This is a genomic window from Rhodococcus sp. 06-1474-1B (genome assembly GCF_002258885.1).
In the GTDB taxonomy this organism is placed as follows: Bacteria; Actinomycetota; Actinomycetes; order Mycobacteriales; family Mycobacteriaceae; genus Rhodococcoides; species Rhodococcoides fascians.
Genome location: NZ_NOYR01000034.1, coordinates 306,509 through 333,262, shown reverse-complemented (window position 1 = coordinate 333,262; position 26,754 = coordinate 306,509). Strand labels below are relative to the sequence as shown.

Annotated in this window: 25 protein-coding genes; 14 read left to right on the top strand and 11 right to left on the bottom strand. The window is 64.7% G+C overall.

The features are described 5' to 3' along the window. Positions 1–13 precede the first annotated feature (13 nt). Both CH266_RS23415 and CH266_RS23410 read left to right on the top strand, forming a co-directional pair. On the top strand, positions 14–1,174 hold the full coding sequence (locus CH266_RS23415; RefSeq protein ID WP_027495323.1) for an enolase C-terminal domain-like protein: 1,161 nt from the start codon (positions 14–16) through the stop codon (positions 1,172–1,174). 63 nt (positions 1,175–1,237) lie between these two features. Next, on the top strand, positions 1,238–2,035 hold the full coding sequence (locus tag CH266_RS23410; protein WP_027495322.1) for an IclR family transcriptional regulator: 798 nt from the start codon (positions 1,238–1,240) through the stop codon (positions 2,033–2,035). A gap of 96 nt (positions 2,036–2,131) precedes the next feature. Here the strand turns inward: CH266_RS23410 and CH266_RS23405 are convergent, their stop codons facing one another. From CH266_RS23405 to CH266_RS23395, 3 genes are all read right to left on the bottom strand, one after another. Then, on the bottom strand, positions 2,132–3,331 hold the full coding sequence (locus tag CH266_RS23405) for an L-talarate/galactarate dehydratase (protein ID WP_032369519.1): 1,200 nt from the start codon (positions 3,329–3,331) through the stop codon (positions 2,132–2,134). 72 nt (positions 3,332–3,403) lie between these two features. Beyond that, a complete protein-coding gene (locus CH266_RS23400; protein ID WP_027495320.1) occupies positions 3,404–4,357 on the bottom strand; it encodes a 2-hydroxyacid dehydrogenase in 954 nt (317 codons plus the stop codon). A gap of 29 nt (positions 4,358–4,386) precedes the next feature. After that, positions 4,387–5,733, bottom strand: coding sequence for an enolase C-terminal domain-like protein (locus CH266_RS23395; protein ID WP_094716258.1), 1,347 nt, complete (start codon positions 5,731–5,733; stop codon positions 4,387–4,389). A 288-nt stretch (positions 5,734–6,021) separates the two neighbouring features. On the opposite strand from CH266_RS23395, the gene CH266_RS23390 reads away from it, so the two are divergent. From CH266_RS23390 to CH266_RS23380, 3 genes are read left to right on the top strand one after another with little or no spacing between them, the layout of a single operon-like run. Then, positions 6,022–7,620: an aldehyde dehydrogenase (NADP(+)) gene (locus CH266_RS23390; protein ID WP_027495318.1), complete on the top strand. Its 1,599-nt coding sequence runs from the start codon at positions 6,022–6,024 to the stop codon at positions 7,618–7,620. A 31-nt stretch (positions 7,621–7,651) separates the two neighbouring features. Beyond that, on the top strand, positions 7,652–8,578 hold the full coding sequence (locus CH266_RS23385; protein WP_032374779.1) for a 5-dehydro-4-deoxyglucarate dehydratase: 927 nt from the start codon (positions 7,652–7,654) through the stop codon (positions 8,576–8,578). After that, positions 8,578–9,846, top strand: coding sequence for a glucarate dehydratase family protein (locus tag CH266_RS23380; RefSeq protein ID WP_094716257.1), 1,269 nt, complete (start codon positions 8,578–8,580; stop codon positions 9,844–9,846). The genes CH266_RS23385 and CH266_RS23380 overlap by 1 nt, the downstream gene beginning before the upstream one ends. Before the next feature lie 7 nt (positions 9,847–9,853). On the opposite strand, the gene CH266_RS23375 is transcribed toward CH266_RS23380, so the two are convergent. Genes CH266_RS23375 through CH266_RS25985 form a run of 4 tightly spaced genes read right to left on the bottom strand, consistent with a single transcriptional unit; the run spans position 9,854 to position 12,878 of the window. Then, complete coding sequence (locus tag CH266_RS23375) at positions 9,854–10,501, bottom strand: TetR/AcrR family transcriptional regulator (protein ID WP_037218974.1); 648 nt, start codon at positions 10,499–10,501, stop codon at positions 9,854–9,856. Continuing rightward, on the bottom strand, positions 10,498–11,343 hold the full coding sequence (locus CH266_RS23370) for an SDR family NAD(P)-dependent oxidoreductase (RefSeq protein WP_094716256.1): 846 nt from the start codon (positions 11,341–11,343) through the stop codon (positions 10,498–10,500). The genes CH266_RS23375 and CH266_RS23370 overlap by 4 nt, the downstream gene beginning before the upstream one ends. After that, entirely contained in the window at positions 11,340–12,668 is a 1,329-nt protein-coding gene (locus CH266_RS23365) for a flavin-containing monooxygenase (RefSeq protein ID WP_255176003.1), read from the bottom strand. The genes CH266_RS23370 and CH266_RS23365 overlap by 4 nt, the downstream gene beginning before the upstream one ends. A 57-nt stretch (positions 12,669–12,725) precedes the next feature. Then, entirely contained in the window at positions 12,726–12,878 is a 153-nt protein-coding gene (locus tag CH266_RS25985) for a hypothetical protein (protein ID WP_255176002.1), read from the bottom strand. A gap of 12 nt (positions 12,879–12,890) precedes the next feature. On the opposite strand from CH266_RS25985, the gene aroQ reads away from it, so the two are divergent. After that, positions 12,891–13,592 carry a gamma subclass chorismate mutase AroQ gene (gene aroQ, locus CH266_RS23360; protein WP_094716255.1) on the top strand — a complete coding sequence of 234 codons (702 nt, stop codon included), beginning with the start codon at positions 12,891–12,893 and terminating at the stop codon, positions 13,590–13,592. Positions 13,593–13,837: 245 nt separating this feature from the next. Further along, entirely contained in the window at positions 13,838–15,463 is a 1,626-nt protein-coding gene (locus CH266_RS23355) for a ribonuclease J (RefSeq protein WP_176456777.1), read from the top strand. A gap of 40 nt (positions 15,464–15,503) precedes the next feature. Here the strand turns inward: CH266_RS23355 and CH266_RS23350 are convergent, their stop codons facing one another. Beyond that, complete coding sequence (locus tag CH266_RS23350) at positions 15,504–15,908, bottom strand: MerR family transcriptional regulator (RefSeq protein ID WP_032367131.1); 405 nt, start codon at positions 15,906–15,908, stop codon at positions 15,504–15,506. A gap of 34 nt (positions 15,909–15,942) precedes the next feature. Further along, positions 15,943–17,451 (bottom strand): SulP family inorganic anion transporter, encoded by a 1,509-nt coding sequence (locus tag CH266_RS23345; RefSeq protein ID WP_027495310.1) that lies wholly within the window; start codon positions 17,449–17,451, stop codon positions 15,943–15,945. Positions 17,452–17,624: 173 nt separating this feature from the next. On the opposite strand from CH266_RS23345, the gene CH266_RS23340 reads away from it, so the two are divergent. Continuing rightward, positions 17,625–18,518, top strand: a complete 894-nt coding sequence (locus CH266_RS23340; protein ID WP_094716254.1) for a LysR substrate-binding domain-containing protein — start codon at positions 17,625–17,627, stop codon at positions 18,516–18,518. 224 nt (positions 18,519–18,742) lie between these two features. Here the strand turns inward: CH266_RS23340 and CH266_RS23335 are convergent, their stop codons facing one another. Beyond that, the gene (locus CH266_RS23335) at positions 18,743–19,138 is read right to left on the bottom strand and encodes a universal stress protein (protein WP_094716253.1); all 396 of its coding nucleotides are present in this window, start codon (positions 19,136–19,138) and stop codon (positions 18,743–18,745) included. After that, the gene (locus tag CH266_RS23330) at positions 19,135–20,127 is read right to left on the bottom strand and encodes a 2-hydroxyacid dehydrogenase (protein WP_238325023.1); all 993 of its coding nucleotides are present in this window, start codon (positions 20,125–20,127) and stop codon (positions 19,135–19,137) included. Before CH266_RS23330 ends, CH266_RS23335 begins: the two co-directional genes overlap by 4 nt. 343 nt (positions 20,128–20,470) lie before the next feature. Here CH266_RS23330 and CH266_RS23325 point away from each other — a divergent pair, with 343 nt between their 5' ends. Genes CH266_RS23325 through CH266_RS23300 form a run of 6 tightly spaced genes read left to right on the top strand, consistent with a single transcriptional unit; the run spans position 20,471 to position 26,717 of the window. Then, a complete protein-coding gene (locus CH266_RS23325) occupies positions 20,471–22,048 on the top strand; it encodes an ABC transporter substrate-binding protein (protein WP_057474436.1) in 1,578 nt (525 codons plus the stop codon). 1 nt (position 22,049) lies between these two features. Next, on the top strand, positions 22,050–22,979 hold the full coding sequence (locus tag CH266_RS23320; RefSeq protein WP_027495305.1) for an ABC transporter permease: 930 nt from the start codon (positions 22,050–22,052) through the stop codon (positions 22,977–22,979). 4 nt (positions 22,980–22,983) lie between these two features. Continuing rightward, a complete protein-coding gene (locus CH266_RS23315; protein ID WP_094716252.1) occupies positions 22,984–23,970 on the top strand; it encodes an ABC transporter permease in 987 nt (328 codons plus the stop codon). Continuing rightward, a complete protein-coding gene (locus tag CH266_RS23310) occupies positions 23,967–24,992 on the top strand; it encodes an ABC transporter ATP-binding protein (RefSeq protein ID WP_094716251.1) in 1,026 nt (341 codons plus the stop codon). Before CH266_RS23315 ends, CH266_RS23310 begins: the two co-directional genes overlap by 4 nt. Continuing rightward, entirely contained in the window at positions 24,985–25,980 is a 996-nt protein-coding gene (locus CH266_RS23305) for an ABC transporter ATP-binding protein (protein WP_032367138.1), read from the top strand. The genes CH266_RS23310 and CH266_RS23305 overlap by 8 nt, the downstream gene beginning before the upstream one ends. Next, complete coding sequence (locus CH266_RS23300) at positions 25,977–26,717, top strand: sulfite exporter TauE/SafE family protein (protein WP_081701549.1); 741 nt, start codon at positions 25,977–25,979, stop codon at positions 26,715–26,717. The genes CH266_RS23305 and CH266_RS23300 overlap by 4 nt, the downstream gene beginning before the upstream one ends. The last annotated feature ends 37 nt before the right edge of the window (positions 26,718–26,754 follow it).

Genomic DNA, 26,754 nt, shown 5'->3' with positions numbered 1-26,754 from the left:
GGGTTCCACTACTATGTCCAGCGTCATCACCGAGATTGCCGTCCAGGTCTTCAAGACCGAGGCCCGTACCGCCGTCGACTCCTACGGACATCGACACCCCGGACCGTCGATACCCACAACCCAGGCTTTGCTGCGCATCACCGATTCCGACGGAGTCAGCGGGCACGTGCTGGGCAAGACCAACTATCTGCGTGAAGATCAAGTGGAGCAGCACTTTCGGCCGGTGCTGATCGGTACCGACCCGCTGCATCGCGAGGAGATGGATCGCAAGTTCGCGATTCGACAACGCACCAGGGCCGTCGAGCTTCCCGAACACACCTGCAGCTACCTCGATCAGGCCCTGTGGGATCTGGCCGGCAACCGATTCGACACCCCGGTGTGGAAGCTGCTGGGCGGAGCCCGAAGTGAAGTCAAGGCCTACGCGAGCACCATGTGCGGAGACACCATCGAGGGCGGCCTTTCGAGTCCCCAGGAGTACGCGGATTTTGCTGTTGCACTGAAGAATCAGGGCTATCAGGGAATCAAACTGCACACCTGGATGCCACCCCTGGAGGGGGCTCCGAACCTGACTCGGGACATCGAGGCCTGCGCCGCGGTACGAGATGCCGTCGGGCCCGGGTTTTCGTTGATGCTCGACGGCTATCACTGGTACTCCCGCACCGACGCTCTCAAGCTCGGCCGCGAACTCGATGCGCTGAAGTTCGATTGGTTCGAGGAGCCCATGGACGAATTCTCGATGCGCTCCTACAAGTGGCTGGCGGATCAGATCGCCACACCCGTCATCGGTCCCGAAACCACACCAGGTCGGCATCGTTCGCGAGCGGACTGGATTGCGAGCGATGCCTGCGACATCCTGCGCGTCGGTGCGATGAACGGCGGCGGCATCACGCCTGCACTCAAGACGGTGCACATGGCCGACGGCTTCGGACTCGACTGCGAGATCCACGGCAACGGCGCACCCAACCTCGCGCTCGTCGGCGGTGCTCCGAACATCCAGTGGTACGAGCGCGGCCTGCTGCATCCGCTGGTGGACTACGACTGGGTGCCGCCGCATCTGAAGTCCATCGTCGATCCGATCGACGCGAACGGGATGGTCCAGATGCCCACCCGCCCGGGCCTGGGCGAGGACATCGACCTCGAGTACATCTCGAACAATCTGGTCGCCGAGTACTGATGTCCGTCCACAAAATTCGTGTCCGCGTATGAGCCGTCGTTCATCATGGGGGACACTGTCTCCATGGTGAACGATGTCACGGCAACAGCTGCGCCGGAGAGCCAGCCGGTGAAGTCCGCCGAACGCACGATCCACATCCTCGAGACCCTGGCCGCGTCTCCCGCCCGCATGAGTCTCGGGGAGCTCCAGGAGGCCTGCGGGTATCCGCGGTCGAGTCTGCATGCACTGCTCAGGACGCTGAAAGACCTCCGCTGGATCGAGGCCGACGAATCCGGTTCGCGATATGGCATCGGGACTCACGCGCTACTCACGGGCACGTCCTACCTGGACAAGGATTCCGTCGTCGGTCGGGCCGCAGCGGTACTGGAGACGTTGCGCTCGGACGTCCGGCACACCGTCCACTTCGCCCGGCGCGACGAGGATTGCGTCATCTACCTCGCCAGCCGCGGTTCCAAGCTCGAGGTGCGGCGCATGCACCGTGTCGGACGCAAGCTGCCGTGCCACGTCACCGCCCTCGGCCAAGCACTGCTCGCCGAACTCACGACCGACGAGGTGACACAGCTGCTGCCGAAGAAACTCGAGCGGTACACCGAGAACACCATCGTCGACCGTGATGCCCTGATCGCCGAACTCGCGCAGGTTCGCCGCCGCGGCTGGTCACTGGAGCAGGAGCAGGGCACCCCCGGCGTCGTCTGCATCGCGACCGTGGTGCCGTACCGAATTCCGGCCACCGACGCACTCAGCGTCTCCATGCCTGCCGAAGTCGCGTCGTACCCGGGCGAACTCGAACGCATCGCGGGCGTCCTCACCGACCATGCTGCGGCCTGGGCCCGAGAACTGCGAGCCGAGGGAGTGCGGTAAAGCCGCTTCGCGGCACGTGCGCGGAACTTCGTAGCAGGGGTCGAGTTTCCGCGCACGTCAGCGCTCCACGTCAGGGCTCCACGTCAGCGCTCCACGTCAGCGCACCACTGCCTTCGCCACCGTCCAGGCCCGGCCCTGCTCGCTCAATGTGAATCCCAGCCCCGGGCGAGCGGACAGGTGCATCCGGCCGTCCCGCGTCTCGAGGTGCTCGTCGAACAATGGGTCCAACCAGTCGAAGTGCTCCACCCAGGTCTGCAGTGGGTACACCGCTGCGAGGTGCAGATGAATCTCCATCGCAAAGTGCGGGGCGAGCTGCACGTTGTGGTGTTCGGCCAGCCCGGCCAATTTCAGGAACTGGGTGATGCCGCCGATGCGGGGTGCGTCGGGCTGCAGGATGTCGACCGCGCCGGCCTCGAGGAGACGGACATGCTCGCCGACGCTGGCCAGCATCTCCCCCGTCGCAATGGAGGTGTCGAAATTCCTGGCCAGCATCGCATGCCCCTCGGCGTCGTAGGCATCGAGCGGTTCTTCGATCCAGACGAGGTCGAACTGCTCGAGGATGCGGCACATGCGGTTCGCCGTCGGACGATCCCACTGTTGATTCGCGTCGACCATCAGCGGGACGTCGTCACCGAGAAACTCGCGTACCGCGGTGACGCGGGAGATGTCGGTGCGCCAATCAGGTTGGCCCACCTTCAGTTTGATACCGCCGATTCCGTTCGCGAGCGACCCGGCCGCGTTGTCCATGACCTCCTCGATCGGAGTATGCAGAAATCCACCGGAGGTGTTGTACGTCTGCACCGAATCGCGGGACGCGCCGATCAGCTTCGCCAGCGGTAACCCGGCGCGCTTGGCTTTGAGATCCCACAGGGCAATATCGATCGCAGCGATGGCCTGTGTCGCAACGCCACTGCGGCCGACCGACGCTCCGGCCCACACCAACTTGGTCCAGACCTTGCCGATATCGTTCGGGTCCTCACCGATGAGCACCGGCGCGATCTCCTGGGCGTGCGCGAACTGGGCAGGCCCACCCGCCCGCTTCGAATAGCTGAAACCGATTCCCTCATGGCCCTGTTCGGTACGGATCTCGACGAACAGAAACACCACCTCGGTCATCGCCTTCTGTCGACCGGTGAGAACCTTGGCGTCGCTGATCGGATTGCGCAGCGGCAGCACGATCGAGGACAGCGTCACCTCGGAGATGCTGTCGACGGACGCGTCACCGGATGCGAGGGCCCGAATCGCCGCATCGGGCGCGGTGAGTCCGCTCGAGGGCTTGTCGATGTACGTTGTCATCTCACATCTCCTGTGTTTGCGAAGGGCGTTGCCTCACAGCCTAATTCGGGTTCCTTACGCGTCCAACACAATTCAGCGGGCCATCGATACGGCAAGTGCATTGATGTTCGACGCGATGTCGGCGACCCGGCCGACGAACGTGTGATGCGTGACGCCCGACGAGTGCGGCGTCATCAGCACGTTCTCCAGCTCGCGGAACGGCAGGGAACTGGGCTCACCACGCCCGTCCGGCCCCGGGTAGCTGTACCAGACATCGATGGCGGCGGCGGCAATCTCGTTGCGAGACAGAGCGTCGAACAGTGGTTGTTCCTGAATCAGCGGGCCTCGACCGACGTTGACGACTATCCCTCCGCTTCCCAGCCTGCGCAGTTCCTCGGCACCGATCATGCCGCGGGTGTGCTCGTTCAGCGGTGCGGAAACCACGAGTACATCGGCGAACTCGGCAAGCTTTCCCAAATCCTTTGCATCCGAAACCCATTCGAGCCCCTCGTCCGAAGCCCGACCGCTCCCGGTGACGGCAGCACCGGTTGCCCCGTATGCCCGAAAAAGCTGCCAGGTCTGCCGGCCGATATGTCCGAACCCGACGAACCCGATCCGCGCACCGCTCAGCGACAACGGCTGCGGGATGGTCGGGTCGTACACGGACGTGGCAAACAATCCCGAGCGGAGGGCGCGGTCTTGCTCCAGGAACTTTCGTCGCAACATCACCGTTGCCGCGACGACGTATTCGGCAATCGACTGCTCGTGGTGAAAGGTGTTGCACACCTGCACATCGGGCCGCATTCCGGATCGATCCACGTTGTCGGTACCGGCGCCGGCAACGTGAACCATCCGCAGCCTCGGGGCAGCCGCGCCCATGGCCGCACTGAACTTGCCGCCGACATAGACGTCGGCGTCGTGGAGATGGGCGATCACGTCCTGCTCGTCGAAGGGAACGCTCCACACCACCTCGGCGTTCGCCGGTAGACCCGCCTCGAACTGCTCGCGATGCGGCACGACGTTGCGGTCACCGACGACGATCTTCATCGACGCACCAGAACTTTTCGAACCAGAACTCATCGAACGAGGGCCGGGCGCTTGCTGTCGAATGTCCAGCCCTCGATCAGGTACTGCATGCCGATGGCGTCGTCTCGGGCACCCAGTCCTTCCTTCTGGTACAGCTCGTGCGCCGCATCGATCTGCTCGAAGTCGAGTTCGACACCCAGACCCGGCTTGTCGGGCACCGTGAGGTAGCCATCCTCGATCGTGAACGGCTCCTTGGTCACTCGCTGCCCGTCCTGCCAGATCCAGTGGGTGTCGATGGCGGTGATGTTCCCGGGAGCTGCAGCAGCGACGTGCGTGAACATCGCCAGGGAGACGTCGAAGTGGTTGTTGGAGTGCGATCCCCACGTCAAGCCCCACGCGTCGCAGAGCTGCGCGACGCGCACGGACCCGGCCATCGTCCAGAAGTGTGGATCGGCCAGCGGGATGTCCACGGCACCGGACCGGACGGTGTGGCCCATCTCGCGCCAGTCCGTCGCGATCATGTTGGTCGCGGTCTGTAACCCGGTGGCCCGCTTGAACTCCGTCATCACCTCGCGGCCCGAGAAACCACCCTCGGGGCCGACGGGATCCTCGGCGTACGCCAGCACGTCACGCAGCCCTCGGCAGGTCTTGATCGCATCCTTCAGCAACCAGCCGCCGTTGGGATCCAACGTGATTCGCGCCTCGGGAAAGCGCTCGGCCAGAGCACGAACAGCGGCGGCCTCCTCGGCTGCCGGCAGTGCACCACCCTTGAGCTTGAAATCTTGGAAGCCGTAGCGTGCCTGCGCAGCCTCGGCGAGGCGCACGATCGACTCCGGATCCATCGCCTCCTCGTGCCTGATCCGCAGCCAGTCGTCGGCTCCGGCCGCCTCGTCGGCGCTGCTCCGGTATGCGAGATCGGTCTTGTTGCGATCGGCGACGAAGAACAGGTAGCCCAGCGCCTGCACCTTCTCGCGCTGCTGTCCTTCGCCCAGCAACGCCGCGACGCTGACGCCGAGATGCTGACCGAGCAGATCCAACAACGCCGATTCCACTGCCGTTACCGCATGAATGGCGATCCGCAGATCGAACGTCTGCGCGCCGCGGCCACCGGCATCACGATCTGCGAACGCGCGACGCATTGCGGCCAGCACCGCGTTGTACCGGCCGATGTTCTGCCCCTCGACCAGCACGCGCGCGTCCTCGAGCGTCTGCCGAATCGGCTCCCCGCCCGGCACTTCGCCGACGCCGGTGCGCCCGTCCGAGTCGGTGAGCACCACCAGATTGCGGGTGAAATAAGGCGCGTGCGCGCCGCTGAGGTTCAGCAACATGTCGTCGTGACCGGCGATGGGAATGACACGCATTTCGGCGACGACGGGGGTGCTGGTGTGGACGACCATGCCCGACCTTTCTCGCATACCTCTGGTGATTCGGCTCACAGACGACAGTAGGGCCAGCTATCGATTCCCGTCCAACACCATCTGCGCATCGACTGATGCAGTCGAGGTATCGAGGATCGGCATCCACGCTCGAGTAGACGGTCAGCCAGGCGATACCGAGACTGCATCAAACACAACATTTTTAGACTTGGACATGTATCGATCCAGCTCCTACCGTGGTGAGTTATGAGCCAGGTCACGGCCTCGGCGTCACTGCACGTACCGCACCACAGCCTTAGGAGTCACCCCATGACAGCGTCGACGACACAGTCCACCGACCTCACCGGTCGGATGATCATCGCCGGCGTTCCGGTTTTCGGTGCCGGGACGCAGATTCACGGAATCGATCCCGGTACCGGAGAGAATCTCGAACCCGCTTACGGCCACGGCGACGACTCGGATGTCGAGCGGGCCTGTGCCGCAGCGGCCGACGCCTTCGCCGACTACCGCGCTACCTCGTCGGACACTCGCGCACGGTTTCTCGAGACCATCGCCGACAACATCGCGGCCCTGGGCGACACGCTCATCGAGCGTACGGTCGCCGAGTCCGGTCTGCCGCTGGCACGCATCACCGGCGAGGTCGGCCGCACCACCGGTCAACTCCGTCTGTTCGCTTCGGTTCTGCGCGAGGGCAGTTGGAACGGAGCCCGCATCGATCCGGCCCAGCCCGAGCGCAGCCCGCTGCCGCGGGCGGACATCCGCCAGCGCAAGATCCCCCTCGGGCCGGTTGCCGTGTTCGGTGCCAGCAACTTCCCCCTCGCCTTCTCCGTCGCAGGCGGCGACACCGCGTCCGCCCTCGCTGCCGGCTGCCCGGTGATCGTCAAGGCACACGACGCCCATCCAGGAACGTCCGAGCTGGTCGCCCGCGCCATCACCGACGCGGTTGTCTCCACCGGAATGCCCTCCGGCACATTCTCGTTGCTCTTCGGCTCCGGTCGCGGACTCGGCACCGCTCTGGTGACCGACCCTCGCATCAAGGCCGTCGGATTCACCGGATCGCGTTCGGGTGGAACAGCTCTCGTCGCCGCGGCGGCGGGTCGCCGTGAGCCCATCCCGGTGTACGCCGAGATGAGTTCCATCAATCCGGTGTTCGTCATGGACGGTGCACTCGCCACCCGTGGAGCCGAATTGGGCCGCGCGTTCGTCGCATCGCTGACGATGGGCTCGGGTCAGTTCTGCACCAACCCCGGTCTTGTCATCGCCGTCGACGGGCCCGGACTGCGGTCCTTCACCGAGGCAGCGACGACAGCGGTACAGGAATCCGCCCCCACCACGATGCTGACCCCGAACATCGCGTCGAGTTACGCGGACGGCGTCGCCACGCTGTCCGACGCGGTCACCGAGATCGCCCGAGGCACCGACACCGACGCCCCGAATGCCTGCCGCGCAGCGCTGTTCGACACCGATGCGGACACGTTCCTCACCTCGGAGGCAGCGCAGGCCGAGGTGTTCGGCGCGTCGAGCCTCGTCGTGCGCTGTGCAGATGCTCAGCAGGTTCGGCGGGTGGCGTCACAGCTCGAAGGTCAGCTCACCGCCACCATTCATGCCGACGAATCCGATCATTCCGAGGCCGGAAAGCTGCTCTCGGTGCTCGAACTCAAGGCCGGCCGGATCCTGTTCGACGGATGGCCCACCGGAGTCGAGGTCGGCCATGCCATGGTGCACGGCGGGCCGTTCCCCGCGACCTCGGACTCCCGCACCACGTCGGTCGGATCGCTCGCGATCGAACGCTTCCTGCGCCCGGTCGCGTACCAGGACGTACCGAAATCGTTGTTGCCCAACGCCATAGCGGACGGAAATCCGGACGGCATCTTCCGCCGCATCGACGGCCAGCTCACCCAAGACTGACACACCCCACCTAGTTCTCGAGGAGACCCCCATGCTCGACGGAGTTCTGTTCTTCCCCGTCACCCCGTTCACCGCATCCGGTGAGGTCGATTACGACCTCCTGGCCGCTCACATCACGAAGGGTGTCGACGCGGGACCCGGTGGAGTGTTCATTGCCTGCGGCACCGGCGAATTCCACGCCCTCGAACTCGAGGAGTTCGGCAAGATCGTCCGTACCGCAGTCGACAGCGTCGCAGGCCGCGTTCCTGTCTACGCCGGTGCAGGCGGATCCGTCGCGCAGGCAAAGGCATTCGCACACGCTGCGAAGGCCAACGGAGCCGACGGCATCCTGTTGCTGCCGCCGTACCTGGTGACGATGCCGCAAGCCGGTCTCGTCAACTACACCAAGGCCGTTGCCGCCGCATCGGATCTGCCGCTGATCGTCTACAACCGCGGCAACGCTCGCTTCACCGAGGAGTCCGCCGTCGAGGTTGCGCAGCTTCCCACCGTCGTCGGATTCAAGGATGGCACCGGCGATCTCGACCAGGTCGGCCGCATCGTCCGCGCGGTACTGGACGCTCTGGAGCCGTCGGGCAAGCCCTTCCAGTTCTTCAACGGACTACCGACCGCCGAGGTCTCCCAGCAGGCGTACCGAGCGATCGGTGTCACGCTGTACTCCTCCGCGACATTCGCGTTCGCACCCGAACTGGCACTGGCGTTCTACCGCTCTCTCGACAGCGGAAACGAAAAGCTCACTGCCGCACTGCTCCGCGAGTTCTTCCACCCGCTCGTGCGCTTGCGCGACAAGGTTCCCGGCTACGCCGTCTCCCTCATCAAGGCCGGCGTGACGATGGAGGGCATCGAAGCAGGGCCGGTTCGCCCACCCCTGGTGGACATCAGCGCACCGCACCTCGAGGAACTCACCGCAATCGTTGCCGCCGGCCGGGCCGTGCTGGCAGACGAGCTCGCGGTGCACTGATGCAAGAACCGGTACTGATCACCGGCGCTCGAATCACACCGATCGCCTTCGTCGATCCTCCGTTGCTCAACACCATCGGCGTGCATCAGCCGTATGCGCTCCGCGCGATCATTCAGCTGGACACCGACGCCGGTGTCGTCGGACTCGGTGAAACGTACGCCGACACTGCTCATTTGGCTCGACTGGAAGCGGCCTCCACCGCCATCTCCGGTCTGGACGTGTTCGCGCTGAACGAGATCCGAGATGCCATCGATGCCGCCCTGGGAACCGTGTCGATCACCGGCGGCGACGGCGTCGCAGGCATGATCACCACGGCCAGCACCACCGATCGGGTGTTCTCCCCGTTCGAGATCGCGTGCCTGGACGTGCAGGGCAAGATCCTGGGTCGACCGGTGTCCGACCTGCTCGGCGGCAAGGTTCGGGACTCCGTTCCGTTCAGTGCGTATCTGTTCTACAAGTGGGCAGCTCATCCCGGCCAGGAGCCCGACGAATGGGGCGAGGCGATCGATCCGGACGGATTGGTTCGTCAGGCCCGAAAGATGATCGACGAGTACGGCTTCGGGGCAATCAAGGTCAAGGGCGGCGTCTTTGCGCCCGACGAGGAGATCGCCGGAATCAAGGCGCTCCGGCAGGCGTTCCCGGAGCTGCCGTTGCGGTTGGATCCCAACGCCGCCTGGACTGTCGACACATCCATCCGGGTAGCCGCCGAACTCGACGGCATCGTCGAATATCTCGAAGATCCCACACCCGGGCTCGACGGGATGGCCGAGGTTGCGCGCGAAGCCAAGATGCCGCTGGCGACGAACATGTGTGTCGTTGCCTTCGATCACCTGAAGCCTGCCGTGGCGAAGGATTCGGTGCAGGTGGTGTTGTCCGACCACCATTACTGGGGCGGACTCCAGCGATCGAGGTTGCTCGCCGGAATCTGCGAGACGTTCGAGATGGGACTGTCGATGCACTCGAACAGCCACCTCGGAATCAGTCTGGCCGCCATGGTTCATCTCGCAGCGGCGACACCGAACTTGACCTATGCCTGCGACACGCATTGGCCCTGGAAGAACGAGGATGTCGTCGTGCCGGGGGTGTTGAACTTCGTCGACGGCGCAGTGGCCGTTCCCACCGGACCCGGTCTGGGCATCGAGATCGACGAGGACGCGCTCGCGGCACTGCATCAGCAGTACCTCGACTGCGGAATTCGTGACCGCGACGACACCGGATACATGCAGAGCATCGATCCGAGCTTCGACAACACCTGCCCGCGCTGGTGATCGAACTCTACGTCTGCAGCGGCGCGACGATATTGGCGAGCATGGTCGCGATCGTGGCGACGACGATGCGTCGTTCTGCGGCGTAGCCGCTCTGGTACCAGGTCATGGCGGTGTGGCTGATGGCGCCGATGGCAGCGGTGGCGAGCAGGTCGACATCCAGATCGAGGCCCGACGGCACATCACCGGCCAACGTGCGGAGGTAGCCGAGCAGCAGGGTGCCGAATTGCTGCATCACCGTCAGATACGTCTGCTCCACGCGAGGGCTAACGCCGAGCACCTCCATCCACACCACGCGGGCCAGGTGCGGGTCCTCGACGACTCGGAAGAACGGTTCGAGCAACTGCTCGGTGACGGCCCTCAGGTCAGCGTCCCGATCCACCTGCACGATCGCGTCGGACACCGAGTTCATCAGGTGTGCAATGCATTCGGCATAGACGGCGAGCAGAAGATCCTCGGTCTTGTCGAAATACTGATAGAAGTGCCGATCGGCGATCTTGGCCTCGCGACACAGTCCACGGACGGTCGCGGCGCGGTACCCGACGCTGCCGAACACCCGCAGTCCCGCGTCCAGCAGCTGCCGCCGCCTGCGATCGTCGCGGTCGGCCGCACTCTCACCGCCGTAGGCGCGGCCGGCCGCTTCGGACACTGTGCTCATGACCACCGGGCATCCAGTTCGGCAGTCAGACGGATCAATTCGGCATCCCGCTCCATCGCGGCGTCCATGATCGGGTTGACGATGCCGCGCAATATCGAGATCGGAATCCAGCGACCGGGCACGGCGATGCGCGCCGCCCGGCGTCCGATACCTCGTACGGCCACGCGGGCCAGCTTGTCCGATGTGATCGGGCGGAGCAGTGGCGAGGGAAAGGCGCGGGCAGTCATCGCCGTAGCGACGGTGTCGCCGCCGAACGCAACGTCGGCGATCGGCGTCGCCACCCACCCCGGATACAGCACTCCCGCTGTCGCTTTCGTGCCCGCGAGTTCCGCACGCAGAGCGCGACCGAGTTGTTCCACCGCCGCCTTCGAGGCCGCGTACGGTGCGTTCGCCAGACCGTTGAGATAGGCGTACGTCGAGGAGGTGAGCAGCACGTAGCCCCCGGACTCGACGATGTGCGGTAGCGCCGCTCGCACCGTGTTCCACACACCGACGAGATTGACCCCGATCACTCTCTCGAAAACACCGTCGTCGACGGAACGGATCGTCGATGCCTGTGCACCGCTGGAGATTCCGGCGTTGGCCATCACGACATCGAGCTTGCCGAAGGTGTCGATCGCGGTGGCGACGGCCGCGTTGAGTTGCTCTCGCACGGTGACGTCGGCATGGGCGATCGCTACGCGCTGGTTGCCCAGCTTCGCAGCAACCGATTCGAGATCGGTCGACTCCATGTCGACCAGAACGATCGAGGCACCGCGCCGATGCAGTGCTGCCGCCACAGCAGATCCGATACCGCCTGCCGCACCGGTTATCAGCGCTACCTGGCCCGAATAATTCTTCATGCCGATACCTCGTCCTTCGTCGTCACGTCGGTGGACGACCGATGGATGTGATGGGCTTCCGGCCGAAAACGCTTGGCCCACCGCCGGAACGTGAAGCTGAAGCCGGGGAACATGGCCACGACATGCCCGGATTTCGACTGGTACCAGCTGTGGCAGCCGCCGTCCTTCCAGACGGTGCCGTCCATCTCGCGGTGAATCGTGTCGGTGTACTCCTGCTCGGCGGCGGCAGTGACCTCGATGGCGGTTGCACCCGCGTGCTGAACTGCGTCGACGGCTCGCACGATGTACTCCATCTGCGCCTCGATGAGGAAGATCGCGGAGGTGTGCCCGATTCCGGTGTTCGGTCCGGTGACCACGAACAGGTTGGGGAAACCGGGAATCGTGGTGCCGAGGTAAGCGCGGGGGTAGGGATCCCAGACCTCGGACAGCGCCCGGCCGTCCCGCCCGATCACCGGATACGAGATGACCCCGTCGGTGGCGTCGTATCCGGTCGACCACACCAGCAGGTCGACGTCGACGTGTTCCCCCGAGGTGGTCACGATCCCGGTTTCGGTGATCTCGGCGATGCCGTCGTTCTTGTCGTGCAGGGTCACGTTCGCTTCTCCCAGTGCGGGATACAGCGTGTTGGACAGCAGCACGCGCTTGCACCCGATGGTGTAGTCGGGGGTGACTTTCGCCCGAAGCTGGGAGTCCGGAACCTGAGACTCGATGTGCTTCAGGGCAGTCCGCTGGGCCACGGCTTTCAGCATCCGCCGCGAGTACTTGAATCCGATGATGCGGGTCTCGAGACTCCAGTAGATGCCGGCTCGCACCAGCCGTCGAACGGGCTCGAATCGCAGCAACTTTCGTTGCAGCGGCGTGAATTCGCGATCGTGCCGCGGCATCACCCAGTGTGGCGTGCGCTGGAAGACGTGCAACGCCTCGACGTCGGGCTGGATCGCGGGGATCACCTGTGCGGCGCTGGCACCGCTACCGACGATGGCTACCCGTTTTCCGGCGTGATCGTAGGAAGTGTCCCAGTCGTTGGTGTGGAACTGCTTGCCGCGGAACTTCTCTCGGCCTGAGAACGGGGGGATCACCGGGGTGCTGAGCGGCCCGGATGCATTGACGACGAACTTCGCTGCGTAATCAACGCGCGACGTGGCGATCAGCCAGTGATCGCCGACCCATTGGATCTTCTGAACGTCGGTGTCGGCATGTGTGCGTTGCGGCAGCCCGTTGGACTCGAGCACGTGCTGGGTGTAGCGCTCCAGTTCCTCCCGCTCGGCGAACATGCGCGACCACTCGAACGGCTCGGAGGCAATGGAGTACAGGGGACTCTGCACGTCGACTGCCGCGCCCGGGTAGCGATTCTGCTTCCAGGTTCCACCGAGAAAGGGCCTTCACTCGAGAATGACGAGGTCGTCGATACCGCGGTCGAGCAGGGCTTTGGCGGCGCATTGACCTCCGAAGCCGCTACCGATGATCACCACGGTGTGAATACGCATATCGACGAACCCCTCCAGCACAAGACGCAATCCGATGTTGCGCGTCATCACTTTAAAGTGATGACGCGTGATTCCGCAATGGCGGTTCCCTTGTTGTTCACCGTCGTCGGGCACTATCGGCGTCGAACCGTCGAACGAAAGGTGCGTGAGATGTCTCCTGAGGTGTCCTTACCGGCAAACGCGTCGCGGCTGCGTCGCATCGCCAGAATTGCCGTGATCTCAGCGGTCGTACCGCTGGTCCTGTTACCGACGGCGGCGACGAGCGCGGCCGAGACGCCTGCCGAGAATCTGCAATCTCTGACCGACGTTCTTGCAGACCGTCTGGCCACCGCAGACAGCGTGGCCGCGGTGAAGTGGAAGACAGGCGGCCCCGTCAGCGATCCCGAGCGCGAGGCCCAGGTGATCGATGCGGCGCAGAACGCTGCCATCGGGCTCGGACTTGCACCAGAACGCGCAGGGACTGTGGTTCGCGACCAGATCGAGGTGGGCAAGGCGATCCAATCGCTCCGCCTGGCCCAGTGGCACGCCGATCCGGCCGGCGCTCCCGATGCGCCCGCGGACCTCGCGCCGATCCGGGAACGCATCACCGCACTCACTTCTGCGGTGGTCACCCAGCTTGCCTCGAACGCGCAAGCCCTTCGATCACCGACGTGCTACACGGACCTCGTCCAAGCGGTCGTTGCCACGAACACCGCCCACGACAGGGACATCGTGCACGCTGCAGCCTTGGTTGCTGCATCGCGTTCACTCTGCACCCCCTGACGACACGAGCGCCGGCCGCGAGATCGACGTGGACGACGAGCTGTCCCATGGCTCGAGGACGGCCATGACACGGTCGGCATTCCACCCTCGACGGCGAGCAATGCGTGGATCTTCGGACCGGGGTCGAAGCCAGGTCGGGCGGCCCCCGTAGCGTAAGAGGCATGTCGAGATCACCACGGAACCGCAGATCCCCCGCCGCACCTCGAAAGCGATCCTCCTCAGCGCTGTCGGCAGGGCACCTTCGCGTGATCGCGACGGGCGGTCTCGGCGAGATCGGCCGGAACATGACCGTCTTCGAATTCGACGGAAAGCTGCTCATCGTCGACTGCGGCGTGCTGTTCCCCGAGGAGCATCAGCCCGGCGTCGACGTCATCCTCCCCGACTGGAGTTGCATCCGGGATCGTCTCGACGATGTCGTCGCCATCGTTCTGACGCACGGACACGAAGACCATATCGGCGGCGTTCCGTATCTGCTGCGCGAGCGTGGCGACATTCCCGTCATCTCGTCGCGGCTGACGCTGCATTTCCTGGCTGCCAAGTTCGAGGAATTCAAGGTCTCGACCACGCTGATCGAGGTCGAGGCGGGGCAAACCCGGCAGGAAGGCCCGTTCGAGCTCGAGTTCATTGCCGTCAACCACTCGATTCCCGACGGTCTGGCCATCGCCATTCGTACCGACGCCGGGCTGGTGCTGCACACCGGTGACTTCAAGATGGACCAGTTCCCGCTGGACGGTCGGATCACCGACCTCCGGAGCTTCGCACGCCTCGGCGAGGAAGGGCTCGATCTACTCCTCGTCGACTCCACCAACGCCGAAGTGCCCGGGTTCATGGTCTCCGAACGCGACCTGGTCCCGGCCATCGAGAAGGTGTTCCGCGAAACAACGGGACGCGTGATCGTCTCGAGCTTCGCCAGTCACGTGCACCGCATTCAGCAGGTACTCGACGCCGCACACGCGCAGGGCCGCAAGGTTGCGTTCGTCGGCCGTTCGATGGTGCGCAACATGAAGATCGCGACCGACCTGAGCTACCTCGACGTTCCCGACGGCCTCGTCGTGGACCTCCCGAAGCTCAACCGGCTCCCGGCCAACAAGATCACCCTGATCTGCACCGGCTCCCAGGGCGAGCCCCTCGCGGCGCTGTCGCGGATGGCGTCGGGCGAGCATCAGATCAAGGTCGGCGACGGCGACACCGTGCTGATGGCGAGCAGCCTGATCCCCGGCAACGAGAACGCGATCTACCGCGTCATCAACGGCCTCGTCGACAAGGGTGCACGCGTGGTGCACAAGGGCAATGCGAAGGTGCACGTCTCCGGTCACGCCAGCGCCGGCGAGCTCGTCTACTGCTACAACATCCTCGAACCCGCCAATGTGCTTCCCGTACACGGTGAATCGCGGCACCTGCGTGCCAATGCCGATCTCGCAATCAGGACCGGTGTTCCTCGCGATCGCGTCATCATCGCCGAGAACGGAAGCGTCATCGACCTGTACGACGGCGTAGCGCAGATCACCGGCTCCGTCCCCATCGAACTGATCTACGTCGACGGCAGTGCCGTCGGTGGCGTGACGGAGGATTCACTGGCCGAGCGTCGACTCCTCGCGAACGAGGGCGTGCTGACCGTCATCGCCATCGTCGATCCCGACACCGGCCTGCTGGTCGACGACGTCGACTTCATCGGACGCGGATTCGCTCATGAGGCAAACGCTTTCGACTCGTTGGCCAAGGCGATCGGCAAGACCCTCACACGCGAGAGCGACGTCAAGGTTGCCTCCCGCGAAAACATCGAGAAGCGCATCGTGCAGGAATCGGCCCGCTGGGCCAAGCAGACCCTGGGCCGCCAGCCCCTCATCGTCCCGGTGGTCGTGGACGGCTAGAACTGGGCGGTCAGATTTGGGCCGGTCAGATCTGGGCCGGTCAGATTTGGGCCGCTGCGCCGCGAGTCGACAGCACCTCGGTCAGCTCCTCTGCGTAGGCGAGCTGCCGCCGCAACGTGCGGCAGCTTTCCTCGGCCTTGGTGTGGCAATCACGAACGAAGGCCGCGGCCGACGACCTCGCGTCGTCGGTCGCGTTCTCGTCGCCGAGAACGTCGAGGGATTCCAGTAGCTGTTTCATTTCGGCCAACGTGAAGTCGAGTGGCTTCATCCGTCGAATGACGAGCAGGCGTTCGACGTCGGACTCGGTGTAGAGCCGGAAGCCGCCGACGGTCCGAGCAGAGGGCGTGACCAGACCGACATCGTCGTAGTGACGAACCGTGCGAATCGACAGCTCGGTTCGCTGAGCTACCTGCCCGATCTGCATGTGTACGCCGTCGTCTGTCATGTGCCGCCTCTCTTCGCCCGACCAACCACCCTAGTCAGTGCTCGGCACCCAGGTTTCCACTGAGACGATCGTGCCGCTCGGTCGACGGCGCGTTCAGGCCCACGATCTCCACCGTCTTGCCCTTGGCTGCGTACTTGGTGGTGATGGCGTCCAGGGTCGCAACGGTCGACGCGTCCCAGATGTGCGACTCGGACATGTCGATGACGACGTTCTTCGGATCTCCGACGTAGTCGAACTGGTAGATCAGATCGTTGCTCGACGCGAAGAACAACTCGCCCTTAACGGCGTAGACGCGGGTGTCGTCGTCGGGATGTGCGACGTCGACAACCTCGGTCAGGTGTGCAACCCGCCTGGCGAACAAGACCATAGCGGTGATCACTCCGACCACGACGCCGTACGCGAGGTTGTGGGTGACCACGGTGACAGCGACGGTGGCCACCATGACGAGAGTTTCGCTCTTGGGCATGCGCCGCAACGTCTTCGGGTGAATGCTGTGCCAGTCGAAGGTGCCGACCGACACCATGATCATCACGGCGACCAATGCGGCCATCGGAATGAGCGCGACGATGTCGCCGAGACCGACCACCAGGATCAGCAGGAAGGTGCCGGCGAGGAACGTGGAGATACGGGTGCGGGCACCGGAGACCTTCACGTTGATCATGGTCTGGCCGATCATCGCGCAGCCGCCCATACCGCCGGTGAATCCGGTGACCAGATTCGCCACGCCCTGGCCCCAGCCCTCACGAGTCTTGTTGGAGTGCGAGTCGGTGATGTCGTCGACGAGCTTGGCCGTCATCAGTGATTCGAGCAGACCGACCAGGGCAATGGCCAGAGCGAACGGCGCGATGATCGACAGGGTGTCGAACGTGAACGGCACGTCCGGGATCAGGAACGACGGCAGCGAGGACGGCAGTTCACCCTCGTCGCCCACGTCCGGGACGGCCAGCGCGAAGACGAGCGTGACGGCGGTGAGAATCACGATGGCGATCAGAGGTGCCGGCACGACAGTGGTGAGCTTCGGCAGGAAGAACATGATGAGCAGTCCGACGGCGACCATCGGGTAGACCAACCACGGCACCCCGATCAGGTACGGCACCTGTGAGGTGAAGATCAGGATCGCCAACGCATTGACGAATCCGACCATGACACTGCGCGGGATGAATCGCATCAACTTGGCGACACCGAGGACGCTCAACACGATCTGCAGCACTCCGCCGAGGATGACCGCGGCAATGAGGTAGTCGAGGCCGTACTCGCGAGCCAAGGGGGCGACCACCAGGGCGATCGCTCCGGTGGCCGCGGAGATCATCGCCGGTCGACCCCCGACGATGGAGATGGTGACGGCCATCGTGAACGACGCGAACAGGCCGACGCGGGGATCGACACCGGCGATGATCGAGAATGAAATGGCTTCCGGGATCAACGCCAGCGCCACCACCAGCCCGGCAAGAACCTCGGTCTTCAGTCGCCTCGGTGAGCGCAACGCACCCAGCACCGAGACGTCTTCGACGGCGGTGCCGGGCACCTGGGCAGCTCGAGACACGACGACTCCGTTCGATGGTTACGAGGGACGACAACCGGGATGGGCGTCCACTCCGCGAGCAACTCTACTCTTACCGGAGGGAAGGTTACTAATCATCGAGCCGTGGACCACGTGCGCTAGATTTATACGAAAAGGCACGCCGGAACTCCCAGCGCGATGCAAGGAATGAATCGATGTTCTCGCTCAACAGGCTGTCCTGCTTCATCGCCGTCGCCGAGGAATTGCACTTCGGCCGCGCCGCCGAACGTCTCCACATGACGCAGCCGCCGCTCAGCAGACAGATCCAACAACTCGAGAGCGAAGTCGGCGTGCAGCTGATCGACCGCACGAGCCGGTCGGTGACCCTGACGGCCGCGGGATTGGCCTTCCTACCCGAGGCCCGACGCATCCTCGACCTCGCCGAGGGCGCACTGCTGACGGTGCGACGCGTTCCCACCGGAGACTTGGGGACAGTGATCGTGGGCTTCACCGGGGCATCGGCGCATGCGGTGCTCCCGCAGCTGCTCGACGCCGCGCGCGAGAAGCTACCGGACGTGAAAATCGTTCTACGCGAGATGGTCTCGGCGGTACAGATGGAGTCTCTGGCCATCGGCGATCTGGATCTCGGGTTGGCCAGACCCCCGCTCAAGCGACCGGGCATCGCGTCCCGGCCGGTGCTGCACGAGTCGTTGATCGCGGCGATGCCCGAAGAACACCCGCTGGCCGAGAAGGACGAACTGTCGGTAGAGGACTTCGACGAGCAGCCGATCATCATGTACTCGCCCGTCGACGCGCGGTACTTCCACGAACTGCTGATCAGCACCTTCACCATCGTCGGGGTCTCACCGCGCTACGTGCAGTACGTGACGCAGGTGCACACGATGCTGGTGCTCGTTCGCTCGGGAATCGGACTGGCCCTGGTACCCGAGTCGGCGTCGACCATGCGGCCGGAAGGCGTTGTGTTCCGGCCGGTTCGGACCGTAAAGGAACGCCCCGTCGAACTCGACGCTGCCTGGCGCGTCGACAACGACAACCCGGCACTGCACCGCTTCATGACCGACGTGCTGCCGACGCGTGAGTGGTCGTGATTTTTTCCTGCTGATCGAGCCGTGGTTCGACAGTGCCCGAAGCCGGTCTCGGTCGAGTGCTCGTGTGAATACGGCGCGCCTCGAAAGCCAACGAAGGCCCGCACCTGGTTGGGAGCGGGCCTTGTCGGGTTCGTGGGTGCTCAGTCTTTGGGCGGATTGGCGTCAACCTGCTCACCGGCATCGTCCGGCGACTCGGCATCCGAACCGCCGCACACGCAACCGAACTATCGCGGCGTCCCCACCGGCGGCTTGACGGCCGTCACCGGGCAGTGCGCCTCGAGCAGTACGCGCTGAGAGATGCTGCCCATGAACAACTTTCCGACGGGCGATCGACGGCGGATGCCGATGACGACCAGCTGAGCCTGCTCGTCGAACGACAGGTCGATCAGGTTGTCGGCGTGCGAGCGGCTGGCCTCGTTGTCGTGAATCTTCGTCGTGACACCGACCGCCGACGCCTCCTCGCGAGCCGATTCGACGGTGGCAGCGAAGTCGGCGTCTGCGGCACTGTTGTCCTCGGCGACGATGAGCAGATCCGTTCCGCGCATCTGGGCCTCGCGAAATGCGAAGGGCAGCGCGCCTTTTCCTTCGGTGGTCGGCGAGTAGCCGACGACGACGGTCACTTCGTCACCGGCGTGACGAGGGAGCCGTCGGCCAGGAATCGATCGAGGTTCTCCAGTGTCAGTGCTTCCATGGCCGCGCGAGTCTCCACCGTTGCGCTGCCCACGTGCGGCAGCAGCACCACGTTGTCCATCGCGAGCAGAGAGTCGGGCACGTTCGGTTCGTGGGCGAACACGTCCAGACCCGCACCGGCGAGCTGCCCGGAGGCGAGCAGTTCGATCAGCGCCTCCTCGTCGACGACGCTTCCGCGGGCCACGTTGATCAGATAGCCCTGTGGCCCCAGCGCGTCGAGCACCGCGCGATCGACCAGATGGGCCGTTCCCGAGCCGCCCGAAGCGGCGACGATCAGTACGTCGACGCTCTCGGCGAGCGCTACAGGACTGGCCGCGTACACATACGGTGAACCGTCGATCTCGTTCCGGTTGTGGTACGAGATGGGGCATCGGAATGCGGTGAGCCGGTCCGCGATTGCAGATCCGATCCGGCCGAGCCCGATGATCCCGACTCGTTTGCCGGTGACCTGACGGGTCAGCGGAGTGTTGCCCTCGGCCGGCCAGCGGCCGGCCCGTACGAATCGCTCCGCGGACGAGAGCCCACGCACGGTGTCGATCACCAGGCCGACAGCGAGATCCGCGACGCAGTCGGTGAGCACGTCCGGGGTGTTGCTGACCCCGATGCCACGCTCGGTGGCCGCGTCGACGTCGGTGGTGTCGTATCCGACTCCGAAGTTCACGACGGCTCCGAGCTGCGGCAACCGCTCCATCAGCGCTGCGTCGACGCCGGTTCGGCCGGAGGTGACGACGGCGGTGATCGACGGGCCGTGCTCGGCCAGGAACTGCTCACGCTCGTCCCCGTCGGGCAAGGTCAGCGCGTCGTAGTCGGCAACCAGAGTGTCCATCAGGGACGGCTTCAGCGGCCCGACTCGGAGCACGCGGCCCCCTGGGCGTGAATCTTGTTGCAACACAGACTTTTCCTGTTGACCGGTGGTCACCGTTGTTCTCCTCGCGATGTGGTGGAGCGTGCGCGTTTCCTGTACGGTATGCCGCTTCTCGGATACCTGTCCAACACGCAAATAACATGGACCGATACCCAAACGGCATGAACATGACCCTCAGCATGCAGGTAGACCTAACCCGTTTGGACGTTCGACCTGCTCAGAGGCGCTGAACTGCGAGCATCCGCACTGATCCAGCACGATTGTGACGTGGATAACGGGCCGAAACGTCGCTTTCGTCCGGTTGACGGTGGAGATCACCCACTCCTACCGTGTGTCTACCGTCACAGATCCGAATGCGGCTCGATGACGCGTATCCCTTTTCCCACTGGAGGCCACCATGAGCCCTGCACTCTCCGTGCAGCAGGGACGGACCCATCGCGTCGCCGCTATTGCTGTTGGCGCACTATCACTTTCATTGATCGCAAGCGGCTGCACCGTCGCGAACTCGAGCAACGGAACCGCAGCCCGCGCAGACACCCTGCGCATCGTTCTGCCTCAGGAACCGCCCACCCTCGAAGCCTGCGACGTATCGCTGACGTCGGTCGGAGTGGTCACGCGCTCGAACATCACCGAGCCGCTGATGGAGCGCAATCCGAGTACCGGTGATCTCGAACCGAAGTTGGCGGACTCCTGGGAGCAGACCTCGGACACCGAATGGACGTTCGCCATTCACCCCGGCGTGACGTTCAGCGACGGCAGCCCCTTCGAAGCCGAGGATGCAGCGTTCTCCATCGACCGCACCGTCAACTCCGAACTGGGATGCAACGTCGAGGGATATGTCTTCGGCGACGCCGATCTGGTGGTGAAAGCCGTCGACCCGTTGACGCTGACGGTGCAGTCACCCGAGCCCGATCCCATTCTGCCGCTGCGGCTCTCGTTCGTGGAGATGGTTCCGCGCACTTCGAGCTACACCGAGCGGGTACGCGAACCGATCGGCACCGGCCCGTTCGCGATCGAGCGGTGGGACTACGGCCAGAAGCTCTCCCTGGTACGCAACGAGACCTACTGGGGCCCGAAGCCCGAATACGCCAGGGCCGAATACCAATGGCGCAGTGAAGGCAGTGTCCGCGCGTCGATGGTGACCAACGGCGAGGCCGAGATCGCCACGTCGGTCGGACCGGAGGACGGTGCAGGCGACCTCGGCGTGGCCTATCCCAACAACGAGACCACGGCACTGCGCATGCAGGCCGCGCAACCGCCACTGGACGACATGCGGGTTCGGCAGGCGATCAACTACGCCATCAATCGCGACGGCATCGTCAAGGCGTTGTTCCGCGGACTCGGTTCCCCTGCAGCACAGCTCATTTCCGAGGGCGTCGTCGGCTACAACGAAGACCTGACTCCCTGGCCCTACGACATGGACGAGGCCAGGACGTTGATCGAGCAGGCCCGTGCCGACGGGGTTCCGGTGGACACCGAGATCCGTCTCATCGGACGCACCGGTCAGTTCCCGAAGATCAACGAAACGGTGGAGGTCATTCAGAACTCGCTGTCCAAGATCGGCATGAATGTCAAGATCGAAATGATGGACGCCGCAGGAACTGCCGAGTACCAGGAGCGGCCGTTCCCGGACGTCGGTCCGTACCTGCTGGTCATCCAGCACGGCAACCAGGCCGGCGACTCCGCCTTCACGGTCGATCAGTACTTCACCAGTGACGGGTTCCAGAGTGCCTACGGCACAGCGGACTTCGACAAGGAGATCGCCGCTGCCGGCGCTCTCACCGGAGAAGACAGGCAGGCCGCGTACGCGCAGGTGTTCGCCGACGAACCGAAGGACATCATGCAGATGGCCTACATCGCGCACATGAACGGGGTGCTCGCCAAGGCCGCCTCCGTGGACTACACCCCGGACTCGGCCACGGTCGACGAAATGCATCTGGCCGCGATGACCCGCGCCGAGACCGAGAGGCCCTGACATGTTCAGATTTCTGCGCCGACGGATCTACACCAGCCTGATCCCGCTGTTCGTCGTTCTACTGGGCGTCTTCTTCCTCGCCAGGCTCACCGGCGACCCCACCAGCCTGTACCTACCCGAGTCGGCCACCCAGGCGCAGCGCGAAGCGTTCCGCGCCACCAACGGCTTCGATCAGCCGGTGCTGACTCAGTTGCTTGACTACTTCAAGGGTGTCGTACAACTCGACTTCGGGCAGTCACTGCGCACCGGCGAGGACGCGTCGGCAATGGCCCTGCGCGCCTTCCCCGCAACGCTGCAGCTGGCGTTCGCAACGATGTTCCTCGCCATCCTCGGTGCGGTGATCATCGGCTGCTGGGCCGCATACCGGCCGAACTCGCTCGCCGATCGCATCTCGAGCCTGCTGTCGATGACGGCGGCGTCCATTCCCGACTTCTGGTTCGCCATCATGGGCGTCTACGTCTTCGCCATCCTGTTCGGTTGGCTGCCCACCTCCGGGGTGGACAGCGGAATGCTCTCGTGGGTGTTGCCGATCGCCACGCTGCTCATTCGACCGCTCGGCGTCCTGACTCAGGTCGTCCGTGGCGCGATGGTCTCGGCACTGTCGGCACCGTACGTTCGATTGGCGAGAAGCAAAGGGGCGGGCGACCTTCGAGTTGTCACCCACCACGCTCTGCGCAACGCCGCGGCACCGGCGCTGACCGTGGCCGGCGACCTGATGGTCGGACTCGTCAACGGCGCGGTGGTCGTCGAAGCCATCTTCGGCTGGCCGGGTATCGGAAAACTGATGATCGACGCCATCCTGCAGCGCGACTTCGCTGTTCTGCAGGCGGCCGTGTTGTTGACGGCGGTGAGCATCTTCGTGCTCAACATCGTCATCGATGCCTGCTATGCACTGCTCGATGCCCGGGTTCGCGACAAGGTGAAGGTCTAAGAACATGTCACTCGACTTCGAAGCACCGAAAACATCCGAGCCGGAGGATGTTCAACCGACGGCTCCGGTGGAAGCCCGCAAGGCGTCGGCCCCGCTGTGGAAGCTACTACTGCGAGACAGGGTGGCCACCGTCGCCGCCGCGATCCTGGTGCTGGTCTTCCTCACCGCGATCTTCGGCCCGATGCTGGTCGGTGACGCCGCCACCGATCAGGATCTCGACCGCTCCAATCTGCCTCCGTTCACCCTCGACACCGGCTGGATGAACATCTTCGGCACGGATCCACTGGGACGCAGCATGTTGGCACGGCTGATCGTCGCCAGCAGAACCACACTCTCGGTGGCCATTCCAGCAGTGATCCTCTCGGCGATCATCGGCTCGTTCATCGGTATGTGGGCCGGTTTCCATCGCGGCTGGCGCGAGACCGCGGCGATGCGCGTCGCCGACGTCATCCTCAGCTTTCCGTCCCTGCTGATGGCCGTCGTTGTGCTCTACGTCTTCTCACCGAGCGCCGCCAATATCGTTCTGGTGCTGACCATCACGCGAATCCCGATCTACCTGCGCACCGCTCGCGCCGAGTCGGCCGAGCTGCAGAGCCGACTGTTCGTCGACGCCGCCCGCACGTTCGGTGCCACGAGCGGGTCGGTCATCCGGCGTCACGTGGCCCCGATTCTGCTGCCGACTCTGCTGACCGTCGCGACCCTGGACTTCTGCTTCGTCATCCTGGCCGAGTCGTCACTGAGCTTCCTGGGCATCGGCATTCAGCCGCCCGACGTCTCCTGGGGCCTGATGGTCTCGCAGGGCCGTACCTACCTGCAGACCGCCTGGTGGCTCTCCTTCTTCCCCGGCCTCGCGATCGTGTTGACGACCGTCTCGGCCACCGTTCTCGCCGCCTGGGCCCGCATCGCCACCGATCCCGCGCAGCGGTGGCGACTCAATGTCCCCCGATCCAAGCGGTCTCGCCTGATCCCCGCACGAAAGGTCGTCTCATGAGCGCACCGGCAACCAGCGCACCGTCGGCGCGACCCGACACCGGTAGTGTCGCCCTGGACGTACGCGGACTGACCGTCGACCTGCGAACGCCGTCGGGTGTCATCCGCGCCGTCGACAACGTCACCTTCAGCGCCCGCCGCGGTGAAACTCTTGCTCTGCTCGGTGAATCCGGCTGCGGCAAGTCGATGACGGCACAGGCCATCGTCGGGTTGCTCGAGCCGATCGCCGACATCACCGGCGGCTCGGTGGAGATGGGCGACGTCGATTTGGTCACCGCCAAGACCAAGGTGCGACGCACGATCGCGGCCACCGAACTGGCCATCGTCTTCCAGGATGCACTGACCGCACTCAATCCCGTCTATACCGTGGGAACCCAACTGGCCGAGCCGTTTCGGATCCACCGGGGTATGTCGGCCAAGCAGGCGCGAGTCGAGGCCATCGCCCTGATGGCCCGCGTGGGTATCCCCGAGCCCGAATCACGCGCCGACTCCTACCCACACCAGTTCTCCGGCGGCATGCGGCAACGCCTGCTGATCGCGATGGCCGTGGCCCTGAGTCCGTCGGTACTGCTGGCCGACGAACCGACCACCGCCCTCGATGTCACCGTGCAGGCGCAGATCATGGCACTGCTCAAGGAATTGCGCACCGAGCACGACATGGCCGTCGTACTCATCACCCACGATCTCGCTCTGGTGGCCGAAGAGGCCGATCGAGTGGCAATCATGTACGCGGGCAACGTCGTCGAAACCGGGTTGGTTTCGGAGGTGTTCGGATCGCCGCGCCACCCCTACACCAAGGGACTGCTCGACTCGGTCCCCGTGCACGCCGTCCGCGGCGAGGATCTCAAATCCATCGGCGGCACCCCGCCGGATCTGCACTCGATCCCCGACGGATGCGTCTACCAGGCACGCTGCCCCATCGCCCGCGAGATCTGTATCAGTAGCCGCCCGCCGCTCGAATCCGTCGGCAACGGCCGCCTGTCGGCCTGCCACTTCCCGAACGAGGTACCCAGCCATGTCTGAGCAACTGCTGACCGTGCGCGGCCTGAACAAGACCTTCGACGTCGGCCGCGGGAAGCTCCGGGCCCTCGACGCCATCGACCTCGATCTACGACGTGGCGAGACCCTCGGCCTCGTGGGCGAATCCGGCTGCGGCAAGTCCACTCTCGCTCGCACCCTGATGATGCTCGAACGACCCGACTCGGGCACCGTCGCCTTCGACGGCATCGATCCGTTCGCGCTGCGCGGCAAGGACCTCCTCGCGTGGCGTCGACGAGTACAGATGGTCTTCCAGGACCCGTACGGTTCACTGAACTCGCGCATGACGGCAGGTGACATCATCGGCGAGCCGTGGCGAACCCACAAGGGCCTGTACAAGACTCGCCGCGATCGTTCCGCACGAGTTCGCGAACTGCTGCATCTGGTGGGCCTACGCCCGAGCGACGAGAACCGATTCCCGCAGGAATTCTCCGGCGGTCAGCGGCAGCGCCTCGGCATCGCGCGCGCTCTGGCACTGAACCCCGACGTCATCATCTGCGACGAGCCCGTCTCGGCTCTCGATCTCTCGGTCCAGGCCCAGGTGCTCAACCTGCTCAACGATCTGCAGAAGCAACTCGGCATCTCCTACGTCTTCATCTCGCACGATCTCTCGGTGGTCCGGCACGTCGCCGACCGAGTCGCGGTGATGTACCTGGGCCGCATCGTCGAATCAGGCGCTACTGAGGCAGTATTCGATCGGCCCGCCCACCCCTACACCGCAGCGTTGATGTCGGCCGCACCCACACTCGACGCGTCGAGCCGCGGCGACAAGATCCTGCTGAAAGGCGAGGTGCCGTCGCCACTGAATCCGCCGTCGGGATGCCGTTTCCGTACTCGCTGCTGGAAGGCGACCGACCTGTGCGCGAGCGACGCACCACCCGTCGCACACGACGCCGACGAGGCCGATCATGTTGCCGAATGCCATTATCCGCTCGTGGCAGGGAATCTCGGTCTCGTCGCCGCCGGAACATGACACTCACGCACCTGAGTGTCACCGGCTTCGTCGTCGTCGCCCTCGCGATCTTCTTCGCATCCGCGATGCAGGCGTCGATCGGCTTCGGCATGGGCATGCTGGCCGCCCCCATCGTGGCCATCGTCGACCCCGGACTCGTACCGGGAACGCTGATCATGCTCGCGGTCGTGGTCAGCGTGCTCGTACTGGTACGCGACCGGACGGCTCTCGATCTCTCGGGAGCCGGGTGGGCACTCGCCGGACGACTCCCCGGCTCGGTGGTGGGTGCGCTGCTACTGGTCCTGTTGCCCGAACGCGGGCTGGCGATACTGTTGGCACTCGTGGTCCTGGGCGGCGTCGCGCTGACGTCGTTCGGCTGGGTTCCGTTGCCGCACAAACGTAATCTCGTCGTCGCCGGGGCCGCGTCGGGAGTTCTGGGAACCGCCACCTCCATCGGTGGGCCACCGATGGCTCTGGTGTGGCAAGGCAACTCCGGAGCCGAACTCCGCAGCACGATGAGTTGCTTCTTCCTCGTCGGCTCGATCATTTCCATCGCGGTGTTGACGGTGGCCGGAGCGGTGAACAGCCACACCGCCACGCTGTTCGCGTTCCTGGCCCCGGCGACAGTTCTGGGGTTCCTGCTCTCTCGGGTGATCAACCGAGTTCTCGATCGGCGACGCCTACGTATCACGGCAATCGCCGTCTCGGCCGTGGGCGCGATCGTGCTCGTCGTCCAGCAAGTACTGGCCCTGACGTGAGTGAAGCGTCACGTGTTGCATCGGCTCCAGTGGGTAA